This is a genomic window from Streptomyces sp. MGP-BFMKR1, from assembly GCF_057766585.1.
Map to the genome: position 1 here is coordinate 7294678 of NZ_CM173408.1, position 23031 is coordinate 7317708.

At 73.4% G+C, this 23031-nt stretch carries 18 protein-coding genes and 1 riboswitch; of the genes, 8 read left to right on the plus strand and 10 right to left on the minus strand.

All coding sequences use genetic code 11. The annotated features are described in order from the left end of the window. Positions 1–238: 238 nt before the first annotated feature. The 3 genes from AC3CHW_RS29355 to AC3CHW_RS29365 all read right to left on the minus strand — a co-directional run bounded on the left by AC3CHW_RS29355 (position 239) and on the right by AC3CHW_RS29365 (position 2822). Positions 239–634, minus strand: coding sequence for a VOC family protein (locus AC3CHW_RS29355; RefSeq protein ID WP_488468462.1), 396 nt, complete (start codon positions 632–634; stop codon positions 239–241). A 242-nt stretch (positions 635–876) separates the two neighbouring features. Then, positions 877–1578 carry a response regulator gene (locus tag AC3CHW_RS29360; protein ID WP_488471204.1) on the minus strand — a complete coding sequence of 234 codons (702 nt, stop codon included), beginning with the start codon at positions 1576–1578 and terminating at the stop codon, positions 877–879. A gap of 68 nt (positions 1579–1646) precedes the next feature. Then, entirely contained in the window at positions 1647–2822 is a 1176-nt protein-coding gene (locus AC3CHW_RS29365) for a sensor histidine kinase (RefSeq protein ID WP_488468463.1), read from the minus strand. A gap of 274 nt (positions 2823–3096) precedes the next feature. On the opposite strand from AC3CHW_RS29365, the gene AC3CHW_RS29370 reads away from it, so the two are divergent. Beyond that, a complete protein-coding gene (locus AC3CHW_RS29370; RefSeq protein ID WP_488468464.1) occupies positions 3097–5451 on the plus strand; it encodes an MMPL family transporter in 2355 nt (784 codons plus the stop codon). A 165-nt stretch (positions 5452–5616) separates the two neighbouring features. Then, positions 5617–6465, plus strand: a complete 849-nt coding sequence (locus AC3CHW_RS29375) for an EamA family transporter (RefSeq protein WP_488468465.1) — start codon at positions 5617–5619, stop codon at positions 6463–6465. Between the two features lie 165 nt (positions 6466–6630). Here AC3CHW_RS29375 and AC3CHW_RS29380 read toward each other — a convergent pair whose 3' ends face one another. The 4 genes from AC3CHW_RS29380 to metE all read right to left on the minus strand — a co-directional run bounded on the left by AC3CHW_RS29380 (position 6631) and on the right by metE (position 14324). After that, a complete protein-coding gene (locus AC3CHW_RS29380; RefSeq protein ID WP_488468466.1) occupies positions 6631–7902 on the minus strand; it encodes an acyltransferase family protein in 1272 nt (423 codons plus the stop codon). A gap of 99 nt (positions 7903–8001) precedes the next feature. Next, positions 8002–10188, minus strand: coding sequence for a PIG-L family deacetylase (locus AC3CHW_RS29385; protein WP_488468467.1), 2187 nt, complete (start codon positions 10186–10188; stop codon positions 8002–8004). Between the two features lie 247 nt (positions 10189–10435). Next, positions 10436–11635 carry a L,D-transpeptidase gene (locus AC3CHW_RS29390; protein ID WP_488468468.1) on the minus strand — a complete coding sequence of 400 codons (1200 nt, stop codon included), beginning with the start codon at positions 11633–11635 and terminating at the stop codon, positions 10436–10438. A gap of 358 nt (positions 11636–11993) precedes the next feature. Continuing rightward, positions 11994–14324, minus strand: coding sequence for a 5-methyltetrahydropteroyltriglutamate--homocysteine S-methyltransferase (gene metE / locus AC3CHW_RS29395; RefSeq protein ID WP_488468469.1), 2331 nt, complete (start codon positions 14322–14324; stop codon positions 11994–11996). Positions 14325–14501: 177 nt separating this feature from the next. Next, positions 14502–14685: riboswitch (cobalamin riboswitch) on the minus strand. Between the two features lie 195 nt (positions 14686–14880). Between metE and AC3CHW_RS29400 the strand changes: the two genes are divergently transcribed. Then, the gene (locus AC3CHW_RS29400) at positions 14881–15456 is read left to right on the plus strand and encodes a MepB family protein (protein WP_488471205.1); all 576 of its coding nucleotides are present in this window, start codon (positions 14881–14883) and stop codon (positions 15454–15456) included. Positions 15457–15601: 145 nt separating this feature from the next. Here the strand turns inward: AC3CHW_RS29400 and AC3CHW_RS29405 are convergent, their stop codons facing one another. Then, complete coding sequence (locus AC3CHW_RS29405; RefSeq protein ID WP_398610066.1) at positions 15602–16501, minus strand: RNA polymerase sigma factor SigF; 900 nt, start codon at positions 16499–16501, stop codon at positions 15602–15604. Positions 16502–16804: 303 nt separating this feature from the next. On the opposite strand from AC3CHW_RS29405, the gene AC3CHW_RS29410 reads away from it, so the two are divergent. The 3 genes from AC3CHW_RS29410 (at position 16805) to AC3CHW_RS29420 (ending at position 20259) form a co-directional block, all read left to right on the plus strand. Then, positions 16805–17212: an ATP-binding protein gene (locus AC3CHW_RS29410; RefSeq protein WP_459248778.1), complete on the plus strand. Its 408-nt coding sequence runs from the start codon at positions 16805–16807 to the stop codon at positions 17210–17212. A gap of 512 nt (positions 17213–17724) precedes the next feature. Then, positions 17725–19524: an ATP-binding SpoIIE family protein phosphatase gene (locus AC3CHW_RS29415; protein ID WP_488468470.1), complete on the plus strand. Its 1800-nt coding sequence runs from the start codon at positions 17725–17727 to the stop codon at positions 19522–19524. A gap of 321 nt (positions 19525–19845) precedes the next feature. Further along, entirely contained in the window at positions 19846–20259 is a 414-nt protein-coding gene (locus tag AC3CHW_RS29420) for a nuclear transport factor 2 family protein (RefSeq protein ID WP_176160804.1), read from the plus strand. Positions 20260–20305: 46 nt separating this feature from the next. Here the strand turns inward: AC3CHW_RS29420 and AC3CHW_RS29425 are convergent, their stop codons facing one another. Continuing rightward, the gene (locus tag AC3CHW_RS29425) at positions 20306–21109 is read right to left on the minus strand and encodes a helix-turn-helix domain-containing protein (protein WP_398610069.1); all 804 of its coding nucleotides are present in this window, start codon (positions 21107–21109) and stop codon (positions 20306–20308) included. A gap of 69 nt (positions 21110–21178) precedes the next feature. Between AC3CHW_RS29425 and AC3CHW_RS29430 the strand changes: the two genes are divergently transcribed. Further along, positions 21179–21484, plus strand: a complete 306-nt coding sequence (locus AC3CHW_RS29430) for a 4a-hydroxytetrahydrobiopterin dehydratase (protein WP_176160802.1) — start codon at positions 21179–21181, stop codon at positions 21482–21484. A gap of 163 nt (positions 21485–21647) precedes the next feature. On the opposite strand, the gene AC3CHW_RS29435 is transcribed toward AC3CHW_RS29430, so the two are convergent. Further along, positions 21648–22139 carry an Asp23/Gls24 family envelope stress response protein gene (locus AC3CHW_RS29435; protein ID WP_398610071.1) on the minus strand — a complete coding sequence of 164 codons (492 nt, stop codon included), beginning with the start codon at positions 22137–22139 and terminating at the stop codon, positions 21648–21650. A gap of 346 nt (positions 22140–22485) precedes the next feature. Here AC3CHW_RS29435 and AC3CHW_RS29440 point away from each other — a divergent pair, with 346 nt between their 5' ends. After that, positions 22486–23031, plus strand: a complete 546-nt coding sequence (locus AC3CHW_RS29440) for an RNA polymerase sigma factor (protein ID WP_176160799.1) — start codon at positions 22486–22488, stop codon at positions 23029–23031.

Sequence of the window (23031 nt, forward strand, 5' to 3'; positions counted from 1 at the left end):
GGCGGGCAGCGAAGACACGAGGTGATCATCGCACCAGGCGAGCAGACCGAGCGGAGTTTTGGTGCTGCCAAAACCCTCCTCTGCCGCAACAGCTGACGGAAAATGCAGAGTTAACCTGCACAGATCCACGCCCTGCCGATCAACCCGTTCGTCCATCTCCCAGCTAGCGACCGACCTGGATGCAACATCGAACGTGACGGGACACGCATGGCCGGAGCCCGCTCGCCGCACCCCCTTGTTATCCGCGCGCGCCCAGCACGTCGAGGTAGTGCGGGTTGTACATGAAGCCCAGGATGTTCCCGAAGGGATCTGTCACGGAGGCGGTGACGAACCCCGAGCCCCGGTCCGTGGGCGGTTCGTACTCCTTCGCCCCCAGGGACAGCAGCCGTGCGAGAGTCGCGCTCACGTCGTCGACGTGCCAGTACACGACGGCACCGCCCGGCTCGGTCGCCGAGCCGGCGGGTGCGTAGCGGCTGTCGATCAGCCCCAGCTCGCCCTGGGAGTCGCCGATGCGGAACTCGGCGTACCCCGGGCGCTCGAAGTACGGTTCCACGCCCAGCAGTTCCGTGTACCAGTCCTTCGCCGCCGCCAGATCGGCGGTCCAGAAACTGACGGTGGCAAGCCCTCGCAGCATGGATGTTTCCCTTCTTTCGCTCCGCGGGTACCGCACCCCGGACCGTGCCGTGACCGTAGCCGTCGACGAGGTCAGGTTCTGTCCGCATGTCCTCACCGCCGGAAGGTGTCTCGGCGTGCTGGTGCCGGCCCCGCGAGCGTCGGCTGTTCGCCGTCGGGGGCGGCGGTGGGCCGGGACGCCCCGCCGTCAACAGCACCCCGCCTCGATGAACCGAGGGCGGCCGACCCCGCCCCCCGCCAGGGCTACCCGCCGCCCACCTCGACCAGCCCGCTCTCGTACGCGGCGATCACGGCCTGGGCGCGGTCGCGCACGTTCAGCTTGCCGAAGACGCTGGTGATGTGGTTCTTCACGGTGGAGACGCTGATGTCGAGGGCCGTCGCCAACTCGGCGTTGTCCAGGCCCAGGGCCATCAGGCGCCACACCTCGAGCTCGCGCGGCGTGAGGTCGACCGAGGCCGTGGCCGGGGGCTGGGGGCGGTGCGGGGCCCGTACGTAGGTGGAGATCAGCCGGGACAGCAGCCGGGGCGCGACCGCCGCCTCTCCGGCGTGCACCACCCGTACCGCGGCGACCAGCTCCTCCGGGGAGATGTCCTTGGGTAGGAACCCGTACGCGCCGGCGCGCAGCGCGGCCACCACGTACTCGTCCATGTCGAAGGTGCTCAGCGCCAGCACCCGGCACGCAGGGAGTTCCCGCGCGAGTCGCTCGGTGGCGGCGACCCCGTCCAGCACCGGCATGCGGATGTCCATCACGACGACGTCGGGCCGCAGTTGGTGGGCCAGGGTCACCGCCTGGGCGCCGTCGCCCGCCTCGCCCACCACGTCGAAGGCCGGGTCGGGGGTGAGGATCAGCGCGAGGCCGCGCCGCACCAGCGGCTGGTCGTCGGCGATCAGCACCCTGATCACCGGCTCGGGCGCGCCGGCGCCCACCGCGCCCACCGCGTCCATCGCATGCGTCGCGTTCACCGTGTCCCTCGCGTTCACCGCGTCCCTCGCGTTCCTCGTGTCCCTCGCGTTCATCGTCGTACCCCCTCGTCCGCCGTCAGCGGCAGTCGGGCCGCCACCCGGAAACCGCCCTCGTCGCGGGGGCCGGTCTCCAGCGTCCCGCCGTGCAGCCCCACGCGCTCCCGCATGCCGACCAGCCCGTAGCCGGAGCCGGTCGGGTGGCGCGTGCCCACGCCCTCGCCGTCGTCGGTCACCTCGACCGCCACCGCGTCCGGCTCGTATGTCAGCCGTACGGACGCCCTCGCCTGGCCCGCGTACTTGCGCGCGTTGGTCAGCGCCTCCTGGACGATGCGGAACACGGTCAGGCCCACGCTCGGCGGCAGCGGGCGCTCGGTGCCGCGCGTGTCGAGTACGGCCGGCAGTCCGGCGCGACACGAGTCGGCCACGATGCGTTCCAGGTCGCCGACGCCGGGCTGGGGCGCCGTGGGCTCGTCCTCCACCTCGTCACCGGCCCGCAGCACGTCGAGGAGTTGCCGCATCTCGCGCAGCGCCATCCGCCCCGAGCCCTCCAGGGTGACCAGCGCCTCCCGGGCCACCTCCGGGTTTCGGCCGAGGTTGGCCCGGGCGCCGCCGGCCATGAGCTGCATGGTGGTGATGTGATGGGCGACGATGTCGTGCAGTTCGCGGGCGATGCGCCGGCGCTCGTCGGCCAGCGCGCGGTCGGTCAGCATCTGCCGCTTAGCCGCCTGCTCCCGCTGCCAGCGGTTCACCAGGGACGCGGCGATCAGCACCAGCGCGCCGCCCGCCGTGTTGGCCAGCGTGTCCACAAGGCCCGGGCGCGGCCAGGTGTTCTCCGCGATCAGCGTCACCACCACGGTCACGGGCGCCGCCACCGCCGTCACGGCGGGGCGCTTCGCCCGCGCCACGGTGTAGAGGGCGACCGCGGCCGAGGCGTTGAAGTGCTGGGGGACCGGCACGGTCAGGTTGAGGGTCAGGCCGATCAGCAGCACCGCCGCCAGCGTGAACAGCGGGGCACGGCACCGCATCAGCAGCGGCACCGCGGCGCCCACGATGAGCAGGCAGCCCATCACCGGGACGTACCCCAGCTCGGTCTGGATGGTGATGGTGAAACCGATCAGGTCGACGACCCCGACCGCGACGGCGACCAGTGCGTCGTTACGGGTCCAGGGCAGGCCGTCGCCTGGTGGCGGCGCGGGGGCGCGGGGCGTGGGGCGCGCTGTCGACATGTCGTTCTTCCCTCCGAAGGGCCCTGCCGACCGCTTTCGGTACGCCACGGCTGTGCTGTGCGCTCCATTTTGGCACCGGACCCGGGCCCGTCGGCCGGCCGCTGAGCCGACCTCGTCCTGGGACCAGGGTCCTGGTCGGTGGCGCCGGTCGGCCCGGGCTCCCAGGCCGTTTCTCGTTCCCCGCTCGGACGATGTGGCCGTCTGTCGCTGATGAGCTGGATACGGCCGGGAGAACTCGGCGCTCCATCCACCATCGCCATCATCGGAGGACAACGTGATCCGGGCCCTGACCGGGTTCTCCACCCGCAATCCGTGGAAGGTCATCGCCCTGTGGGCCGTGGTCGGCATCTTCCTCACCCTGCTCAGCCAGGCGCTGATCTACCGCGTGACCCAGTCGCAGAGCGGCGACTTCCTCCCGGCGAAGTACGACTCGGCGGCGGCGCTCAAGGTCGCCGAGGAGCGGTTCGACGTCAAGCCCGACGCCAACGCGGTGACGGTGCTCGTCGCCCGCGCCGACGGCAAGCCGCTGACCGGGGCCGACGAGCGGCGCATCGGTGCCGTGGCCAAGCAGCTCGGCGACAAGCGCGTCGAGATGCCCGAGCCGGAGGAGGACACGCCCAGCTTCATGGTCGAGGACTACAGCCAGACGCCCAAGGTGGCCTCGGCCATGGTCGCGCCCGACCGTGGCTTCCAACTGCTGACCGCGCAACTGACCGGCAACTCCACCGACCCGGGCATGCAGGACCTCTACCGCGCGTTCCGGGACGACGCCAAGGAGGAGTTCGCCGAGGCCGGGATGCGCACCGGCTTCACCGGCGGCCTCGCCGACCTCGTCGACACCGGCGAGAAGCAGGAGACCACCGAGAAGATCGTCGGCGCGGTGATGATGGGCCTGATCGTCCTCATCAACGTGCTCGTCTTCCGCAGCGTCCTCGCCGCCTTCGTGCCCCTGCTCGCGGTCGTGATCGTGGGCGGCGCCGCGGCGGGCGCCGTCGTCGGCGCGGCGATGCTCACCGGCATCAAGCTCGACGCCTCGACGCCCAGCATGATCAGCGTGGTGCTGATCGGCATCGGCATCGACTACTTCCTGTTCCTGCTGTTCCGCTTCCGCGAACAGTTGCGGGCCCACCCCGACCTGCCGGCCCGCGCCGTGGCCGGCGACGTCAGCGCCCGCGTCGGCACCGCGATCACCTCCGCCGCCCTGACCATCGTGGCCGCCTTCGCGACGCTGGCCGTCGCCAGCTTCGGGCAGTTCCGGGTGCTCGGCCCGTCCATCGCCGTCGCGGTCCTGGTCATGCTGCTGGCCAGCCTCACGCTGATGCCCGCGCTGCTCGCCGTCACCGGGCGCAAGATGTTCTGGCCCTCGCGCGCCCTCAAGCGCGAGCCCCGCGGCGGGCTCGCCGCGCGCGTCGGCGACCTCGTCGCCCGTCGTCCGCTGGCCCTCGTGCTGGCCAGCGTGGCGCTGCTCGGCGCGCTGACCGCCGGGTTGGCCGGCATCCGGATGGACTTCGACACCAGCGGCGGCAACCAGGACACCCCGGCAGCCGCCACCGCCAAGGAGGTCTCCCGCGCGCTGCCGGCCGGCGTGTCCGACCCGACCACGGTGTACGTCGCCGCGCCCGAGGGGCAGCGCCTGACGGCCGAGCGGATCGCCGCGCTGCCCCGGGCGCTGGCCAAGGTCGAGGGCGTTGGCCAGGTCGGCAAGACGGAGCTGAACCCGGAACGCGACGCCGCCCGCTTCGACCTGTACCTCACCGTCGAGACGCAGAGCCAGGCCGCCCGCGACCTGGTGTCGGGGCCGGTGCGCGACGCCGTGGCCCAGCACGCGCCGGCCGGGGTCAAGGCCCACGTCGGCGGCACGGCGGCGATCTTCGCTGACGTGTCCACCGCCGTCGACCACGACCTCAAGATCGTCTTCCCGGTGGCCGCCGTGCTGATCTCGCTGATCCTGCTCATGCTGCTGCGCAGCCTGCTCGCGCCGGCCATGCTCATGCTCGCCGTCGGCCTCGGCTTCGCCGCCACCCTCGGCGCGTCCACCCTCTTCTTCCAACACATGCTCGACAAGCCGGGCGTGAACTTCGTGCTGCCGCTGGTGCTGTTCCTGTTCGTGGTCGCGCTCGGTACCGACTACAACATCCTCATCAGCGACCGCATCCGGGAGGAGATGGACCGCCCGGGCCCGGCCCGCGCCGCCGTGGCCCGCGCCGTGCGGCACACCGCGCCCGCCATCGCCACCGCGGGCGTCGTCCTCGCCGCGTCCTTCGGCAGCCTCGCCGTCAACGCGATGCCCTCCACCCAGCAGATCGGCTTCGCCACCGCGCTCGGCATCATGCTCTCGGCGTTCGTGCTGTCGATCGTGCTCGTGCCGGCGCTGGCCGCGCTGCTCGGCCGCTCCACCTGGTGGCCGATCCGCCCGGGCCGCGGCCAACGGGGCGCCCAGCACGCCGCGCCGCACGCGGGTGAGTCGTACGGAGAGAAGGCGTACGCGGGCCAGCCGTACCCGGGGCAGCCGTACGCCGGCCAGTCGTACGCCGAGCAGCCCTACCCGGGCCAGCCGCGCGCGAGCGAGCCGTATCCGGGCCAGCCGCGCGCCCACCCGCCGTACTACGACGACGTGAACGCGCGCTGACACGCGCCACATCCCCGCCGGGGCGGTCGACACCGTCGGCGAACCCCGGGCCGGAGAGGTGACGTGGGTCTCCGTGGCCGCGACGGGCCACGGAGACCGACGTCGTGTGCGGAGCGGGCGTCGGCCTCTGCGGATCGGAGCGGCGGCATCGGGCACACGGAGCGGATGGGTGCTCTTCTCGCGTTGGCTTCCGCGGTCGCTTACGGCTTCGTCGACTTCGCCGGCGGACTGCTGTCCCGCCGGGTCCACTTCGCCGTGGTCACCTTCCTCGGGCAGGTCGGAGGTCTGCTGCTCGCGCTCGCCGCCGCTCTGCTGTTACCGGCCGAAGCGGTCGGACCAGCCGACCTGACGTGGGGGGCGCTCTCCGGTGTGGGCAGCGCCACAGCCATGCACTTCCTCAACCGAGGTCTGAGCCGCGGCGCGATGAGCGTGGTGATACCCGTGAGCGCCGTCACCGGGGTGGCCCTGTCCGTGGTGTGCGGGGTGTGCTTCCTGGGGGACCGCCCCACCCCGCTGGCCTGGCTGGGCATCTGCGTCACCGTGGCCGCCCTGTGGCTCGTCTCCACCGGCGGCACCGATCGCGGAGGCGACCCGGGGACCGGGTCGGGGTCGGTGGCGACAGACGGCCTGGTCGCCAGCCTGGGGGTGGCCGTGCAGTACGTCGCCCTCGCCCAGGCGGCCCCGGCGAGCGGCCTGTGGCCCGTGGCCGTCGGCCGCCTCGCCGCGGTGCTGCTCCTGCTGCCGGCCACCTGGCGACACACGTCCGAGTTCGGGAAGTCCGGGAGGTCGTCGGCCTGGGCCGTCCTGATCGGCGCGGGAGCCGCCCTCGGTCTCATCCTCTACCTCTGGGCCACCCGCCTGCAGATGCTGGCCATCGCCGTCGTCCTGGCCTCCCTCTACCCGGCCGTCCCGACGGTCCTCGGCCTCACGGTCCTGCGCGAGAAGGTCACCCGCGCACAGGCGGTGGGCCTGGCAGGCTCGGCCGCCGCGGTGGTCCTGCTCAGCCTGGGGTGAACGTCCCGCTCCGCCCGTGTGAGCGTGGCCGGAGCCGGAGCCGGAGCCGGAGCCGGAGCCGGGAGCGGGCAGCGGGGGAGCGCGACGGCGCCACGGGCGGGCGGCCCGTGGCGCCATCGCGGCCTCGCGGGGCGGTGCTCGGCCTCGCGCCGCCCCGCGAGGCGCTCACACCCGTTCGCGCACCGGTCGCTCCGCCGCCACCAGGGACTCCGGGCCGGCGCCCGCGCTCGCCCCGGCGGCCACCGCCCGGTCCGCGGTCGTGGCGCCGGGGCCGGCCGCGCCCGCGCGGTCCGGGTCCGCTCCTCGGCCCCACCGGCCCGTCGCCGGTCGCGGGGCCGAGTGGCGCCGCATGTCGTCGATGCCCCGGCGCATCGCCCCGCGCAACCAGGTGCCGAGCGGGCGCTCGACGCAGCGGTGCAGCGCGTACGCGGCCAGCAGCATCACCAGGACCACCGTGAGCACGATGTAGGGCGCCGGCAGCAGCCCCCGCAGCCAGTGGATCATCGTGAGGCCGATGTACATGTGCACCAGGTACAGCGGGTACGTCAGCGCCCCCGCCGTGGCCAGCCAGCGCCAGCGCACCCGGTCGAAGGCGCCGAGCGCGATCAGCGCCATGGCGCCGAAGGCGAGGACCACGACCAGGTGCGCGGGCCAGTGCGCGATGGGCTGCTCGGGGTCGGCCAGGTTGTCGGTGATCCGCTCGCCGAGGTGGTGGTGGGCCAGCAGCAGCGAGAACAGCACGATGCCCCACAGCAGCGCCGTGGGCCGAAACCGGTGCATCAGGTAGAAGGCGATGCCCGCCACGAAGTACGGCGAGTACAGCGGCATCGCCCACATGTCGAGCAGCGTGTTGTCCGCCGTCGGCGCGATCACCGCCGCCGCCGTCCAGATGCCGCAGAACATCACGCACTTGCGGTAGGTGACCCCGGTGGCGACCACCACCGCGAACAGCGCGTAGAACTTCAGCTCGATGAACAGCGTCCAGTACACGCCGTCCACGTCCGAGACCCCGAGCCCCTCCTGGAGCATGGTCAGGTTGGTCACCACCTCGCCCCAGCCCGCAACGCTGCGCACCTGCGGCCACACCGTGACGACGGCCGCGGTCAGCAGCACCGCCACCCAGTACGCGGGGTAGATCCGCGAGACCCGGGAGACCACGAAGTCACCGAGCGAGCGCCCCCAGGTGCTCATGCAGATGACGAAGCCGCTGATCAGGAAGAAGACCTCGACACCGAGCCAGCCGTAGCGCGCGTAGGCGTGCAGCGAGGGGAAGACCGCGCGCGGGTTGTTCTCCCAGCCGCCGTAGAGGGCGACGTAGTGGAAGAGCACCACCATGAGAGCCGCGACGAGCCGGAGCCCGTCGAGGACGTAGAGTCTGGGCGCCGACCGCTTGTGGTGGGTCGCCCCATCGACATCGCCTCGGTCGGCGTGGCGCATAGTCTCTTCCCCTCCTCGAAGCCCGGGCCGCTGAACGCGGAATCCATTCCGGGCATGCTGACATGCCGGGCCCCTGGTCCGCCGCAGCCGGTCCGGAAGTCAGACATCCGATGTCGGGTGGGATCGCCAGACCCATGGCGCGGCGCCTGCCCCCATCCCGGCCACGCACACCTGCTGATCCACGCCCGCGACCAGCGCGCTCGTGCCCACCGGCAGCGGCCCGGCGGGCGCCCGCACCGGCGCGGCACCGTTCGTCAGGCCCTGCTGTATCTGCACCCGGCCGTCCGTCGCCCGGCCGAGCAGGACGACGGTGTCCCCGCCGCCGCGCGCGGCGAGGACGCCGGCGCCGATCGCCCCGTAGCCGTCGAACTCCCGCAGCGGCGTGGCGTGCGGCGCTGCGGCGTCGACGGCGGAGCGGCGGGCCGCGCCGCCGCTGCCCGGCACGAAGCGGTAGGCCACCGGACGCACGGCCGCGGGCGCGCGGTAGACCACGGTCAGCGAGCCGTCGGGGGCCGGCACCACGCCCGGTGGGTGGCTGGGCGTTGGCCACCCGATGAGTGGCTGGAAAGTGAGGGGCTCGCCGGGGGCGTCCTGCGACCAGTGGTGCACGGTGTCGTGGCCCGCGGCGAAGACATGCACCCGGTGCTCCGCGTCCAGCACGGCGGACAGCCCGTCCTGCACGCTGGCGCCACCGAGGTCCTGCCACGGCCCCCACCGGCCGCCGGCCGAGCGCACCCGGGTGGCCAGTCCCTTGGCGGCCGTACGGGCGAACAGGTGCACCCGGCCGTCGGGGGTGGCGACCGCGGTCGGGGTGCCGACCCGGCGCCCGCGCACCGGCCGCGCCTCGGGCGTGCCCAGGCCGCGCCAGCGGCCGAACGCGCCGCCGGGCGAGCGCTGCTCCAGGGCCACGATCTCGCGGGTGTTGGCGCCGCCCTGGCCCTCCAGGCGCGCGAAGCGCAGCCCGAACAGCACGGTGCGCCCGGCCGCGTCGGTGACCTGCGCCAGGGTCGGCGCGAGCGGCCCGCCGCCCAGGTTGCGCGGCGGCGCGAAGCGCCCGCTGCCCGGCGCGGTCTCCCGCCAGCAGGCGGCCTGCGTGCCGAGCACCCCGTACGCGGTCAGCCGGCCCGACCGGTCGGTGTCGAGGGCGAGCTGCGGACCCGGGTAGCGGTGGTGGGTGGAGCGGATCCACGCCTTGCGGCTGCGCAGCGCCCGGCCGCCGCCCTGGCCGTAGTCGCCGCAGCCGGCCTCGTTGCCGCACTCCCAGCGCGGGTCGCCGCCGTAGGCGTCCACCAGGCGCACCTTGTCCTCGACGACGCTCGGCGGCAGGTTGAAGGGCCAGCGCTGGTTGTAGTAGCCGCGGAAGGCGAGCGTGGTGAAGCGGGGCGCGCGTCGCTCGCGGCGGGTGACGTCGGCCACCCACTGCGACATGGCCTTCCAGGTGAACAGCGCGGTCGGGGTGTGGTCCCGGTGGTCGGAGCAGGAGCCGTAGTCGTTGTCCTTGGGGTGGGCGGCGTCGTGGGCCTGGAACTCGGGGTCCGGGTCCAGGGTGTGGATCACCGTGGGGCGGCAGCCGTCCATGATGGCGGCCAGCACGTCGACCAGCGTGTCGTGGTCGTACGTGCTGACGTCCTGGCACGGCGAGCCGGTGGCCGGCAGGCTGCGCATGACCGCGCCCGGCTCGGCCCACAGCGCGGGGACGCGCACCTGTCCCGGCGAGAGCATCGCGATGTTCAGGAAGACCAACTGGGCCCGGCGGCGGCCGTTGGTCAGCACGTTGGTCTCGGCCCGCACGCCCCCTGGCAGGTCGAGCACCGAGGTCCGCCAGGGCGTGAAGGCGTCCAGGCCGAGCATGGTGGCGTACGCCTGGCGCAGCCCCTGGTGCCGGGCGGCGGAGTAGGCGGCCTTGTCGAGCACCGGCTTCGGCATGCCGGGCACCCAGTTCTTGCCGATCGCCTCGCCGGCCGTGACGTAGACCGAGACCACCGGCACGCCGGCGCGCACCAGGTGCTCGGCGTCCGGGTTCATGAAGTACAGGTCGTCGTCGGGGTGGGCCATGACCTGGAGCAGCGCGGGCTCGCCGCCGGTCGCGTAGGCGTCGGTCGAACTCGGGTCCACGGCCCGTACCGGCCGGTGGACGGGGCGCGGGTGTGCGGAGCCGCCGCCCGCGCACCCGGCGGCGGTGGCGGCGGCGACCGCCGCGAAGCCGACCAGCGCCGAGCGCCGCGCTATGCCGGTACGTGAGGAGTTGTGCACCTGAGTGGTCCCGCGTCGTTCTGCGGTGGCCACCTGGAGGCCACCCTGGCGTGCTGAGAGATGTCACGGGGATCAACGGGGTTGCCTGCCGCGCCGCCCGTGACCGTCACGTATCGAAATGACGTACGAATGCGTGCCCACCCGGATAAGTCGGGCATGAGCGTGTCATAGCGCACGAAAACGCCGGTGGTCCCTGACCGACGTCAGGGACCACCGGCGTCACGGGCCCGCCCCCCGGGGACGCGCGGGGGCGGGCGCCCCCGCGGGGCGCGCCGCGGGCTCAGCCGCGCAGCGCGCTCTTGGCCTGCCACGCGTCCCAGCTCAGGTTCCACTCGCCGAAGCCGTTGTTCGGCGCGATCAGACCCTTGGTCTCCTGGCCCTTGATCTCGAACGGGTCGCCAACGCGCACCTGCCCGTAGAGCGCGGCGGCGTCCGCGTCGCTCATCCCGATGCAGCCCGAGCTGTGGTTGGCCCGGCCGAAGTAGGCCGCGTTCCACGGCGCGGCGTGCGCGTAGGTGCCCGACCAGCTCAGCCGCATCGAGTAGTCGACCATCTTGTTGTACGAGTTGCCGAGCCCCACCGTCTCGGAGTTCATGTTGATGGTGCCCTCCTTGGACATCAGCACCGTGGTGCCCCGCCAGGACGCCTTGTCGCCGCCGGGGGTGCCGCCCGAGATCGGGATCGTCCGCACCCGCTGGCCACCCCGGGTGAGCGTGAGCTGCTTGGTGTCCAGGTCCACCGAGACCACCTGGCGCTCGCCGACGGTGAAGTCCGTCGCGTAGTCACGGACGAACCAGCCGCCCTCGCCCGAGTCCACGCCCGCGAGCTGCGCCTTCAGCTTCACCTTGGTGCCCGGCTGCCAGTACTCCCTGGGCCGCCAGTCCACCCGGTCCTTGCCCGACCAGTCCTGCATCCAGCCCCAGGAGCCCTCGGTGTTGTTCGACGTCTCCACCTTGAGCTGCTTCTCCACCTCGGCCTTGTTCTTCACCGGGTGGTCGAAGACCAGCGATATGGGCTGGGCCACGCCCACGGTGGACTTGGCGCCGGGCCGCCAGTCCAACTTGTTGACCTTGTCCGCGGCCACCGTGCGGAACGAGGAGGTCTTCGAGTCCTTCGCCCCGCCGTCGCCCTTGGACTGCACGGTGACGGTGTAGCTGGCACCCGGGGCGGTCTTCCGGTCCGAGGTCCACGAACTCCCGTCATCGGCCAGGCGCCCGGTCAGCCTGGTGCCCTTGGTGTCGGCGACCGTCACCTCGGTCAGCTTGCCGCCCCGCGCCGTGACCTTCACCTGCTCGCCGGCCTTGACCTGGGAGCCGGAGAGGTTGACCGCCACCGTCGCGGGCTTGTCCGACGCCGTGTTGGCGTCCGCGCTGGAGCAGGCGGTCAGGGCGGCGGCAGCCAGCGCCGCCGTGCCGGCCAGGGCCGCGGTACGACGGCGCTGGAGCGAGGTGCGGTACTGCGGGCGTCGAACGTGAAGCATGGCGATTCCTCCGTGCGCTGGCTGTCAAGGGGGAAGAGCGGATATCGAGAACGGTGGTTGCCATTCCGTCCGGAAAACTCCGTAACGCCTCTGTGACAGCCATCGGGGGACAACCCCCGCGAATCGAGCGCCCCGAAGGCCCCGCGCTACTCGACCAGGCCACGCGGCGCCGCGTCCGTGCGCCACGCCAGGGCGCCCGCGGACGCGCCCCGGCGCGCCCCCCTCGCGCGCGCACGCGGCGACACGGGGCGGCGCACCACGGCGCGCCGCCCCGCCTCCGCCGCCCCGCCCGGCTAGGCGGGCGGTGGCGCGGGGTGGCGCCGTGACGGGCGAGTCGCGGCGCCACCCCACGCCACCGCTACGGCTGTCCCGCCGCCCCGGGCAGCTCCGCCCGCACCTCCCGCGCCGCCGCCACCAGGTGCTCCAGCGACCTGCGGGTCTCCGGCCAGCCGCGCGTCTTCAGGCCGCAGTCCGGGTTGACCCACAGCCGGTCGGCCGGAACGGCCACCAGGCCCGCGCGCAGCAGCCCGACCACCTCGGCCGCCTCCGGCACCCGGGGCGAGTGGATGTCGTACACGCCGGGCCCCACCTCGCGCGGATAGCCGGCGGCGGCCAGCTCGTCCGCCACCCGCATGTGCGAGCGGGCCGCCTCCAGGCTAATGACGTCCGCGTCCAACGCGTCGATGGCCGACAGGATGTCGCCGAACTCCGCGTAGCACATGTGGGTGTGCACCTGGGTCTTCGGCCGCACCCCGCTGGTGGCCAGCCGGAACGCCTCGGTGGCCCAGGCCAGGTACGCGGCGCGGTCGGCGGCGCGCAGCGGCAGCGTCTCGCGCAGCGCCGGCTCGTCGACCTGGATCACCGAGGTGCCCGCCGCTTCCAGGTCGGCGACCTCGTCCCGCAGCGCGAGCGCCACCTGCCGGGCGGTCTCGGCCAGCGGCTGGTCATCGCGGACGAACGACCAGGCGAGCATGGTCACGGGCCCGGTCAGCATGCCCTTGACCGGCCGCTCCGTCCGCGCCTGCGCGTACCGGGTCCAGCGCACGGTCATCGGCCCGGGCCGCGCGACGTCGCCGGCCAGCACCGGCGGGCGCACGTAGCGCGTGCCGTACGACTGGACCCAGCCGTGCTGGGTGGCGAGGTAGCCGCTGAGCTGTTCGGCGAAGTACTGCACCATGTCGTTGCGTTCGGGCTCGCCGTGTACGAGGACGTCGAGGCCCGCCCGCTCCTGGAAGTCGATGACCGCGCGGATCTCCGCCTCGACGCGCGCCTCGTAGGCCGCCGCGTCCACGCGCCCCGCGCGCAGGTCGGCGCGGGCCGCGCGCAGCTCGGAGGTCTGCGGGAACGAGCCGATCGTGGTCGTCGGCAGCAGCGGCAGCCGCAGGTGGGCGCGTTGCGCCGCGGCGCGTTCCGCGTACGGCTGGTCGCGGCGGGCGTCCGCTTCGGTGACGGCGGCCGTGCGGGCACGCACCGCGGGGTCGCGAGTGAGGGCGGAGCCGGCGCGCGAGGCCAGGCCCGCCCGGTTGGCCGCGAGCTGGGGCGCGACGGCCTCGGTGCCGTGGGCCAGCGCCCGGGCCAGGGTCACCACCTCGTCGACCTTCTGCCGCGCGAAGGCGAGCCAGCGGGCCACCTGCGGGTCGATGTCCCGCTCGGCGGTGGCGTCCAACGGCACGTGCAGCAGCGAACAGGAGGCCGCCACGTCCACCCGGTCGGCGAGCCCGAGCAGGGTGCCGAGGGTGGCCAGCGACTTCTCCAGGTCGTTGATCCAGACGTTGCGCCCGTCCACCACGCCGGCCACCAGCCGCTTGCCCGGCAGCCCGCCCACCGCCGCGAGCCCGGCCAGGTTGGCGGCGGCCGGCCCGGTGAAGTCCAGCGCGAGCCCCTCCACCGGGGCCGCCGCGAGCACCGGCAGCGCCTCGCCGAGCCGGTCGAAGTACGAGGCGACCAGGAGTCGCGGACGATCCGTCAGCGCGCCGAGGTCGCGATAGGCGCGGGCCGCCGCGTTCAGCTCGGCCGGCGTGCGGTCCTGAACCAGCGCCGGCTCGTCGAGCTGCACCCACCGCGCCCCCGTGGCCCGAAGGTCGGCCAGCACCTCCGCGTACACCGGCAGCAGCCGGTCAAGCAGCGTCAGCGGCGCGAAGTCCGCAGCCACGTCCGGGTCGGGCTTGGCCAGCAGCAGGTAGCTGACCGGGCCGAGCAGCACCGGCCGCGCCGCGAGCCCGAGCGCCATCGCCTCCGACGCCTCGGCGACCTGCTTGGTCGAGTCGGCGGCGAAGACGGTGTCCGGACCGAGTTCGGGCACCAGGTAGTGGTAGTTGGTGTCGAACCACTTGGTCATCTCCAGCGGCGCGCTGTCCCGCGTGCCGCGGGCCATGGCGAAGTAGCCGTCCAACGCGTCCGCCGCCACGGCGGCGCGGTGCCGGTCGGGGACGGCGCCGACCATGACGCTGGTGTCCAGGACATGGTCGTAGTACGAGAAGTCGCCGGTCGGCACCTCGTGCAGGCCGGCGTCGGCGAGCTGGCGCCAGACCTCGCGGCGCAGCCCCGCGGCGGTCTCCCGCCGGGTGGCGGCGTCGACCCGGCCCCGCCAGTAGCCCTCGACGGCCTTCTTCAGCTCCCGGTTCGGGCCCTGCCGGGGGTAGCCGTACACGGTGGCGCGATGTGCCGCGGACGCGGACGTGGTGGTCACGGAACTCTCCTTCGCGAGCGTTGTCCCAGGACCCCGGGCCGGGCCGAACGCGCGATGCGGGAGAACAGGGCCGACCGGGACCGCCACGGCCCGTGCCGCGCGCGTCCGCCCGCCCTGTACGCCGATCCGCCCTCGCGGTCACCGGAATCCACCGTGCGCGCGGTCGCGCACGGGCAGCGGCAGGTCTTCGGACTCGCGGGCACGCCTGCCCAGGGCAGACCCCTACTGGTCGCCGCTTCCCAGGTCCGACCGGACCCAGTGCTCATGACGACTGTCGTTCCCACTCACCGCTGCGGGGCAGTCCCGGATTCCCACCGGGTTCCCTCTTACGACGCGCCTGCCTGGCGGACAGGGCGAACCGGCTGCGCCACCCACCCTACGGGCTCGGCCCGACACGACCCGGGTGACTTCGGCCGTTCCCGGCACCGGCGCGCGACGCCGGGCCCGGCCGGCGGCCGGGCGATCAACCGACCCGTGGCCGTCCGACAACCCGGGCCTGCGCGACCCGGGCCGGGCGAGGGGTGCTGGTCAGCGGTGACAGGATGGCGGAATGTCGATGAACCGCGACGTCTCGTCGGAGCGCGGCACCCGGGACGCCGGACCCTGGTCCGGTGTGGCGGGACTTCCCGACGATCTGCTGCTGGCCAGGGCGCGCGTGTACGACCCGGTCGGGTTCGCCTGCTCGCGGCCGGTGCCCGAAGCGGAGAGCGCCGCGTACGGGGCGTGCGCGTTCACGCTGGACGGCGCGTCGGTCAGGTTCCGCGTGGCCAGGACGACGCCGACGAAGGTCGGCCAGTTCGTCACCGTGTGGCGGAGGTCCGCGAGCGGGCCGATCCAACCCTTCGACGCCGACGACCCCGTCGACCTCTTCGTGATCAGCACGCGCGAGGGCCAGCGGCTGGGACAGTTCGTGTTCACGCGGGACGTGCTCCGCGAGCGGGGCGTCGTGGCGACGGACGGAATCGGTGGGAAGCGGGCGTTCCGCGTCTATCCGCCGTGGGTGACGACCACCAGCCGGCAGGCCCGCGCCACGCAGGCGTGGCAGTCGCGCCACTTCCTGCCGCTGCCCGCGCGCGAACCCGTCGACCAGGCCCGGGCCCGCGCCCTGTACCGCCCCGGCGCCCGCCCCTGAGACCACGCCCGGCGCCTCGGTGAGCCACCCGGGCACGGCACGGCCCCGGTACCGGCCGGGACGTGGTGTCCCGACCGATACCGGGGCCGTGGGCGGGTGCGTCACCTGCCGCCAGCAGCCGTACCCGCCCGCGCGGTCCGCTCGCTCAGTGCGAGGTGAGCAGCCCGCGGTGTAGCCGGTTGATGATGCGCGACAGCAGTCGCGAGACGTGCATCTGCGAGACGCCGAGCTGCTCACCGATCTGAGCCTGTGTCAGCTCCTCGACGAACCGCAGGTGCAGGATGCGCCGCTCCCGCTCGTCCAGCTCGGCGATCAGCGGCGCCAGCGACTGGAAGTCCTCGATCAGCTCCATGGCCGGGTCGTCCATGCCGATGAAGTCGGCCAGCGCCGCCGCGCTGTCCTGGTCGTCGCCGCTGATGGCGGCGTCCAGGGAGGCCGAGTTGTAACCGTTGGCCGCCACCCGGGCCTCGATCACCTCTTCCTCGGTCATCTGCATCAGCTCGGCGAGCTCGCGCACCGTCGGCGCGCGCCCCAGCCGGCTGCTCAGCTCCTCCGACGCCTTGGCCAACTCGATCCGGGCCTCCTGGAGACGCCGGGGGACGTGCACGGACCAGCTCGTGTCCCGGAAGAAGCGCTTGATCTCGCCGACGATGTACGGAACGGCGAAGGTGGGGAACTCCACCTCGCGGGAGAGCTCGAACCGGTCGATGGCCTTGATCAGGCCGATCATGCCGACCTGGACGATGTCCTCCATCTCGTCGGCGCGGTGGCTGAACCGCTTGGCCACGTACCGCACCAACGACATGTTGATCTCGATGAGCGTGTTGCGCGCGTACTGGTACTCGGGAGTGCCCTCTTCGAGAATGGTCAACCGGTCGAAGAAGAGCTTGGAAAGCGACCGAGCGTCCTTCGGTGCGAGCTTGTGCGGCTCGGCGAGCTCCGGCAGACCTCCGCCCGACTCCGGGGCGTCCGTGCTGGTCCCCAAGGGGGTCACGGGCTCCACCTGCGCCGTGTTCATCGCTGTGGCCATGACCTGCGCCGTCATGAGTCCTCCCCGAAAATCCGCTAGACGCTGGCCGCCGTTCTCGGCGGCGAGCGTCGCCTACCCGCCCGTAATCGAGTCATGCCCCATCTTTTTGAGATTCGGCTGGCCGGCTCCCGGTGAACCCGTCGACGGGCCACCCGTGGCGGCCGTACGAGCGCGGCTCCGACGGGCACAGCGGCCGGCGGGGCGTGTGGATAATCCCCATGTGCCGGCTTGCGCCCGGCGCGAGCGGGCAGCCGCACCACAACGGAAACAACGCGTCATTACGGGGGTGACGGTATGGACGCCACGAGGTGCAGCCACGTGCGACCTCCCGTCCGGAGTCGATATGCCATTCCGCGCAGTGCCAGTGAGGCACGGCGCCTGATCGAGAACCTGGTGCGCGCGCAGTTCCCGGCGCACCACGAGGCCGGGCCAGCCGCCGAGACGGTGACGGACATACTGCTCGTGACCTCGGAGTTGGTGACCAACGCGATCCGGCACGGTGGCGGCGTCGTCGGCCTGTGGGCCCGGCTCGACGCCGACGGGCTGCGGCTCGCCGTACGCGACCGCAGCGACGACCTGCCCTTCGTCAGAGCCCGCACACCGGGCGACCCGGTCCCCATCGGGGGCTACGGCTGGCCCATGATCCGCCGGCTGGCCAGCGAGGTCCGCGTCACCCCGTGTCCGGGCGGCGGCAAGGAGATCCGCGTCGTCCTGCCCGTGACCTGACGCCGCCCCTCCCGGCCCGGGCGCGCGCCCGGAGCCCGGGCCCGGCGCGGCCCCGGAGCGGCCGGTGCGCCGCGGCGAGCGACCACATGGCGGACAGGCGGCCGGCCCGTCCCCGGCCCCGTCCCGCCGCCGGCCACGCGCCGCGCCCGCCTGCCAGGCCCGCCGTGCGAGTCGGCCGGGCAGCCGCCCGCGCGCGTCCCGTACGACCACCGTGACGAGCGGCGCCACCCGCGCACCGGGCGGTGTCACCCGCGCATCGGGGGGCGCACAGCGGGGCCCCGAGCGCCCCGATCAGCCCCCACGAGGCGTCCCCGAAGCAGGTCGGACGTGTCAGGAGGGTGGCCGGAGCAGGTCCGAGCCGTTGAACATTGCAGGAGAGCGACATACGCTCGCTGTCCCACAACAACAGTCACGAACAGCCACCCGTGGACGGCGCCCGGGCGGCGCAGACGCCGCTTTGCCGGCACACTCGTAAAGCAACGGCGGCCTGGGCGCGATGGGAGGCCAGCACGGTGAACGACGGCAGCCGCACTCGGCGTCTGACCAGTCGGCTGGCCACGCAGAGTGCCGCCCGCGGCCGAGGTGCCGCGCGCCGCCGCGTGCGCGTCAGCCAGGACCAGGGCGGCGCGGCGAGCCAGTTCACCACCCGCAGCAAGCTGGCCTGGCTCAGCGCCGCCAGCACGCGCATCGGCACCACCCTCGACCTGCGGCGCACCGCCCAGGAACTGGCCGAGTTCGTCGTCCCCCAACTGGCGGACGCGGTGGCGGTGGACTTGCTGGAGGTGGTGCTGCGCGGCGAGGAGGGCGACCGCCGGGCCGAGGGCGCCAAGCTCGCCACGCGGCGGGCGATGGCCGTCAAGGCCGTGGACGCGCTGGCCAACCTGGAGCCGGACCCGGTCGGCGAGATCATCGTCCGCGACGAGAAGCACCGCGACACGCTGCTGACCACCGTGTGCCTGGCCCAGCGCAAGCCGGTGCTCGTCTCGCGGATGACCGACCGCGACTTCTCGCGGGTCGCCTCCACCGACAGCGCCGCGGACAAGATGCGCCGCGGCAACGTGCACAGCTACATGGCGGTCCCGCTGATCGCCCGCGGCCTCCTGCTCGGCAGCGCCGACTTCGTACGCGCCGGCAGCAGCCCGCCGTTCACCGCCACCGACCTGGCCCTGGCCGAACAGCTGGCCTCCAAGGCGGCGGTGTTCATCGACAACGCCCGGCTCTACGGGCGCGAGCGCGAGCACGTGATCTCCCTCCAGCGCAGCCTGCTGCCCCGCGCCGCCCCGCACACCCCGGGCCTGGCCGTGCACACCAGCTACGCGCCGGCGGCGGACGCCCGTGGCGTGGGCGGCGACTGGTACGACCTGATGGCGCTGCCCGGCGGGCGGACCGCGCTCGTGGTGGGCGACGTGATGGGGCACGGCGTGTCCGCGGCGGCCACCATGGGGCGGCTGCGCACCGTCGCCCGCACGCTGATGATGCTCGACACCGCCCCCGACCGCGTCCTGGCCCGCCTCGACCTGGCCACCCGCGACCTGGAGGACGACCAGGTCGCCACCTGTCTGTGCGCCGTCTACGACCTGGCGGACTCCACCTACACGCTGGCCAGCGCCGGCCACCCGCGCCCGCTCCTCGTCGACGGCGACGGCAAGCCCACCTACGTGGACGTGCCCACCGGCGCCCCGCTGGGCGCCGGCGTGATCCCGTACGACCCGCTGCGCATCCGCGTCTCGCCGGGCAGCCGGCTGATCTGCTACACCGACGGCCTGATCAAGACCCGGGACGACGACCCCGACACCCAGTTCGGGCGGCTCCTGGAGACCGTGGCGCAGATGCCGCCGCAGCGCCTGGACGACGGCAGCCTGCTGACCGCGCTGCCCGGCAGCGACCGGCGCTTCGACGAGGCGGTCCTGCTCACCGCCGCGTCCGACGCCGAGACGCCGGTCCGGCTCAGCGTGTGGGACCTGCCCCCCGACGGCACCGCCGCCTCGATAGCCCGCCGCCACGTGACCGACCAGCTCGACGAGTGGGACCTGGAGGCGCTCGCCGACGTCGCCGAGCTGATCGTCAGCGAACTCGTCGGCAACGCCCTGCGCTACGGGCAGGGCCCGGGCCGGCTGCGCCTGCTCCAGGGCGAACGGCTCATGATCGAGGTCTCCGACACGGGCCCCGACCTGCCGCAGATCCAGCACGCCGACGTCAGCGACGAGGGCGGGCGCGGTCTCCAGCTCATCAACATGCTCTGCCGCCGCTGGGGCTCCTGCCGCACCCCCACCGGAAAGATCGTCTGGGCCGAGCAGGACATCCCGCGCTAGCCGCGCCCCGGCCCACCCGGACGCGTCCTCCCGCCCCGACGGGCCCCCGGGCGAGCGCCGGGCCCTGCCCACGCGCGGCAGCCGACGTCCAGCAGCCACACCACGCGCCCGCCGCCGCGCCCCCGGCCCGGCTTCCGCACCATGACCTCAGGGGTAATCGCCCCGGCGCCGGCCGACCGGCAGAGTGAGGGCAACGGAATCCGGTCCGGCGCACTCCGGATCGGGTTCCGCCCCGCCCGTCCCGCACGAGTCGGGACCGGCGGGACCCGCTCAGCCATCCGCGGCCCGCCCGGGCCGCTCCCACCACCCACGGAGGACCCGATGTCCCAGGCCACCACCCCGACCACCCCCGCGACCGAGGGCCAGGGCCTCGACTACGAGGCCGCCGTCAACCGCTACTTCGCCGCCTGGAACGCCACCGACCCCGCCGAGCGGGAGCGCGCCGTGGCCGCCGCGTGGACGCAGGACGGCTCGTACACCGACCCGCTGTGCGACGTCAGCGGCCACGCCCAGCTCGCGGCCGTGATCACCGGGGCGCGGGAGCAGTACGCCGGCTACACGTTCCGGGGCACCGGCCTCGTCGACGGGCACCACCACATCGTCCGGTTCTCCTGGGAACTGGTCTCGGAGGCCGACGGCTCGTCGCCGGCGGCCGGGTCCGACGTGATGACGTTGGACGAGGACGGCCGCGCCCGCGCCGTGCTCGGCTTCCTGGACCGGGCACCCGCCGCCTGAACGGGCCGGCGCGGGCCGACGCGGGCCCCTGGCGGAGCGGTGGTCGTCAGGGGCGCGCCTCGTGCAGGAAGCGGGCCGTCTCCGAGTCGGCGGGAAGGAAGGTCTCCACCGCCAACTCGGAGACGGTCACGTCCATCGGCGTGTTGAACGTCGTGACCGTCGAGATGAAGGACAGCACCCGGCCGTCGTGCTCGATGACCATCGGCAGCGCGAACGGCACGTGCGTGGCGTCGGAGTCGGTGTGCCGGTCGCTGCCCGCCGGCAGCGGATAGGCGCTGACCTCCTCGTACAGCGTCCGCAGCGGCTCCGAGCGGAGCAGCGCGAGCTGGCGCTCCATCTGCTCGAGCAGGTGGCCGCGCCACTGGCGGTAGTTGAGGATGCGGCGCGCGATGCCCTCCGGGTGCATCGTCAGGCGCATGGCATTCACCGGCGGGCGCGTCAGGTGCTCGGGCAGGCCGGCGAGCAGCATCGCGGTGCCGGCGTTGGCGGCCACCACCTCGTACGTGCCGTTCATGACCAGCGCCGGGTACGGCTCATAGGCCGTCAGCAGCCGGTCGAGGCCGGCGCGCAGCCCGGACAGCGAGGGGTCGTCCAGCGAGGATTCCGGGTAGTGCGGGGCGTAGCCCGCCGCGACGAGCAGCGCGTTCCGTTCCCGTACGGGTATGTCGAGGTGGTCCGCGAGGCGTAGCACCATCTCCTGGCTGGGGCGGGCCCGGCCGGTCTCGATGAAGCTGATGTGCCGCGCGGACGAATCGGCCCGCAGCGCCAGTTCCAACTGGCTGATGCGGCGCCGGCCGCGCCAACTCCGCAGGAGGTTACCCACACCCGAGCCAACCGTGGCAGTCGTCATCCCCAGACCGTAACCCGTGGCGTGGCACGCTGGTCACCCAGTACCCGCAGTGACGAAGGGGAAGCCCGCATGGCCGCAGAACCGTTGTCCCGGCAGGAGATCGACGCACGCCTTCGCGAACTGCCCGGCTGGAGTACGGACGGCGACCGCATCACGCGCACGTACGCACTCGCCGGCCACCCGCAGGCCGCCGCCCTTGTCGTGCACGTCGCCCAGCTCCAGGAGGAGCTGAACCACCACGCGGACCTGCTGCTCAGCTACGACAAGCTGACCGTCACGGTGAACACGCACAGCGTCGGCGGCAAGGTCACCGATCTCGACCTCGAACTCGCCCGCCGCCTGGAGGCCATCGCCCCCGCCCACGGCGCCCGCTAGACCGCACGGACCTGGACGCCCAGGCACCCCACGCCCCGCCAGGCACCCCGTGCGCCCCGTGCGCCGCACGCACCGCCGAGGTCCCGGACCGCTCTCCCCGGTCCGGGGCCTCGGTGGTTTCGGGGGAGTGCCGCCGGGCCGGCGGTCGGCCTCGGGAGCGGTGTTACTGGACGCGGGCCTCGTCGTCGTCCTCCTCCTCGTCGAAGGGGAGGTGGACGTCGACGGCGGCGATGTTGACCTCGACGACCTCAAGGCCCGTCATGCGTTCGACGGCGGCGATGACGTTCTCGCGGATGTCGCTGGCGACGTCGGTGATGGAGACGTCGTACTCGACGACGATGTCGAGGTCGATGGCGGTCTGGCGCTCGCCGACCTCGACCTTGACGCCACGGGTGACGTTGGGACGTCCGCCGGGGACCCGGTCGCGGACGGCGCCGAGGGTGCGGGCGAGGCCGCCGCCGAGGGCGTGGACGCCGGAGACCTCGCGGGCGGCCATGCCGGCGATCTTCTCGACGACGCCGTCGGCGATGGAGGTCTTGCCACGGGTGGCGGGCTGGCTGTCGGCACCGGAGGAGTCCTCGAGGGTGGTGGTGCCGGTGGCGGGCTTGCTGTCGCCGGTGCGGGGCTCGTTCACCGCGGGGGTGGCCGTCGTCATGGGGTTCTTCTCCTTGCCTGGTGCTGTCGTCGGCAGCCGATGCCGTCGATGCGGTCGCTGCCGGCGATGGAGTCGGTGCGGTTGGGCGGCGCCCCGTCGGGGGCGGGTGGCCGGCCGGTGCGCCCCCGGCGCCGGTACGCGACGTGCCGCGCGGATGGGCCGGCACGTGCTTGGACCCGTCCAGTACCCCGTTCGTCACGGGAGAACCGAGATCTTTCCCCTGAGATGTGCGGACCGTGGCGTGACCCAGCCCACGCGTGACGGGTGAGCCCCCGCCGTGTCGAACCCGGAGAGCGGTGCCCGAGGGAGCAGGCTGTAGCGGTATGGAACGGAGAGGAGCCGATGAGTGCCCGAACCCAGCGACAAGCTGCTGGCCGTCCGGGCCGGGGAAGGCGACGAGGCGGCGTTCGAGTTGCTGGTGCGCCGGCACAGTGGGCAGTTGCTCAGCCTGGCCACCCGGCTCCTCGGCAGCCGGGCGGACGCGGAGGACGCCGTGCAGGACGCGTTCGTGAGCGCGTGGCGCAGACTCCCGGAGTTCCGGGCCGACGCGGCGTTCTCCACCTGGATGTACCGCATCGTGACCAACCGGTGCCTCAACCTGCTCCGCGCCCGCCGACCCACCCAGGACCTCAGCACGGTCCCCGAGCTGAGCGCGCCCGAACACGCGGCGTCCCCGGTGCGCGCCGCCGAGTCCACCGAGGTGGTCCGGGCGCTCTCGGACGCGCTCGACGGCCTCACCCCCGAGCAGCGCGCCTGTTGGGTGCTGCGCGAACTGCACGGCCTGTCGTACGAGGAGATCGCTGACGTGACTCACATCAGCCAGCAGGCCGTACGCGGCCGGATCTTCCGAGCACGGCGCTACCTGACGGAGGCGATGGGCGCATGGCGGTAG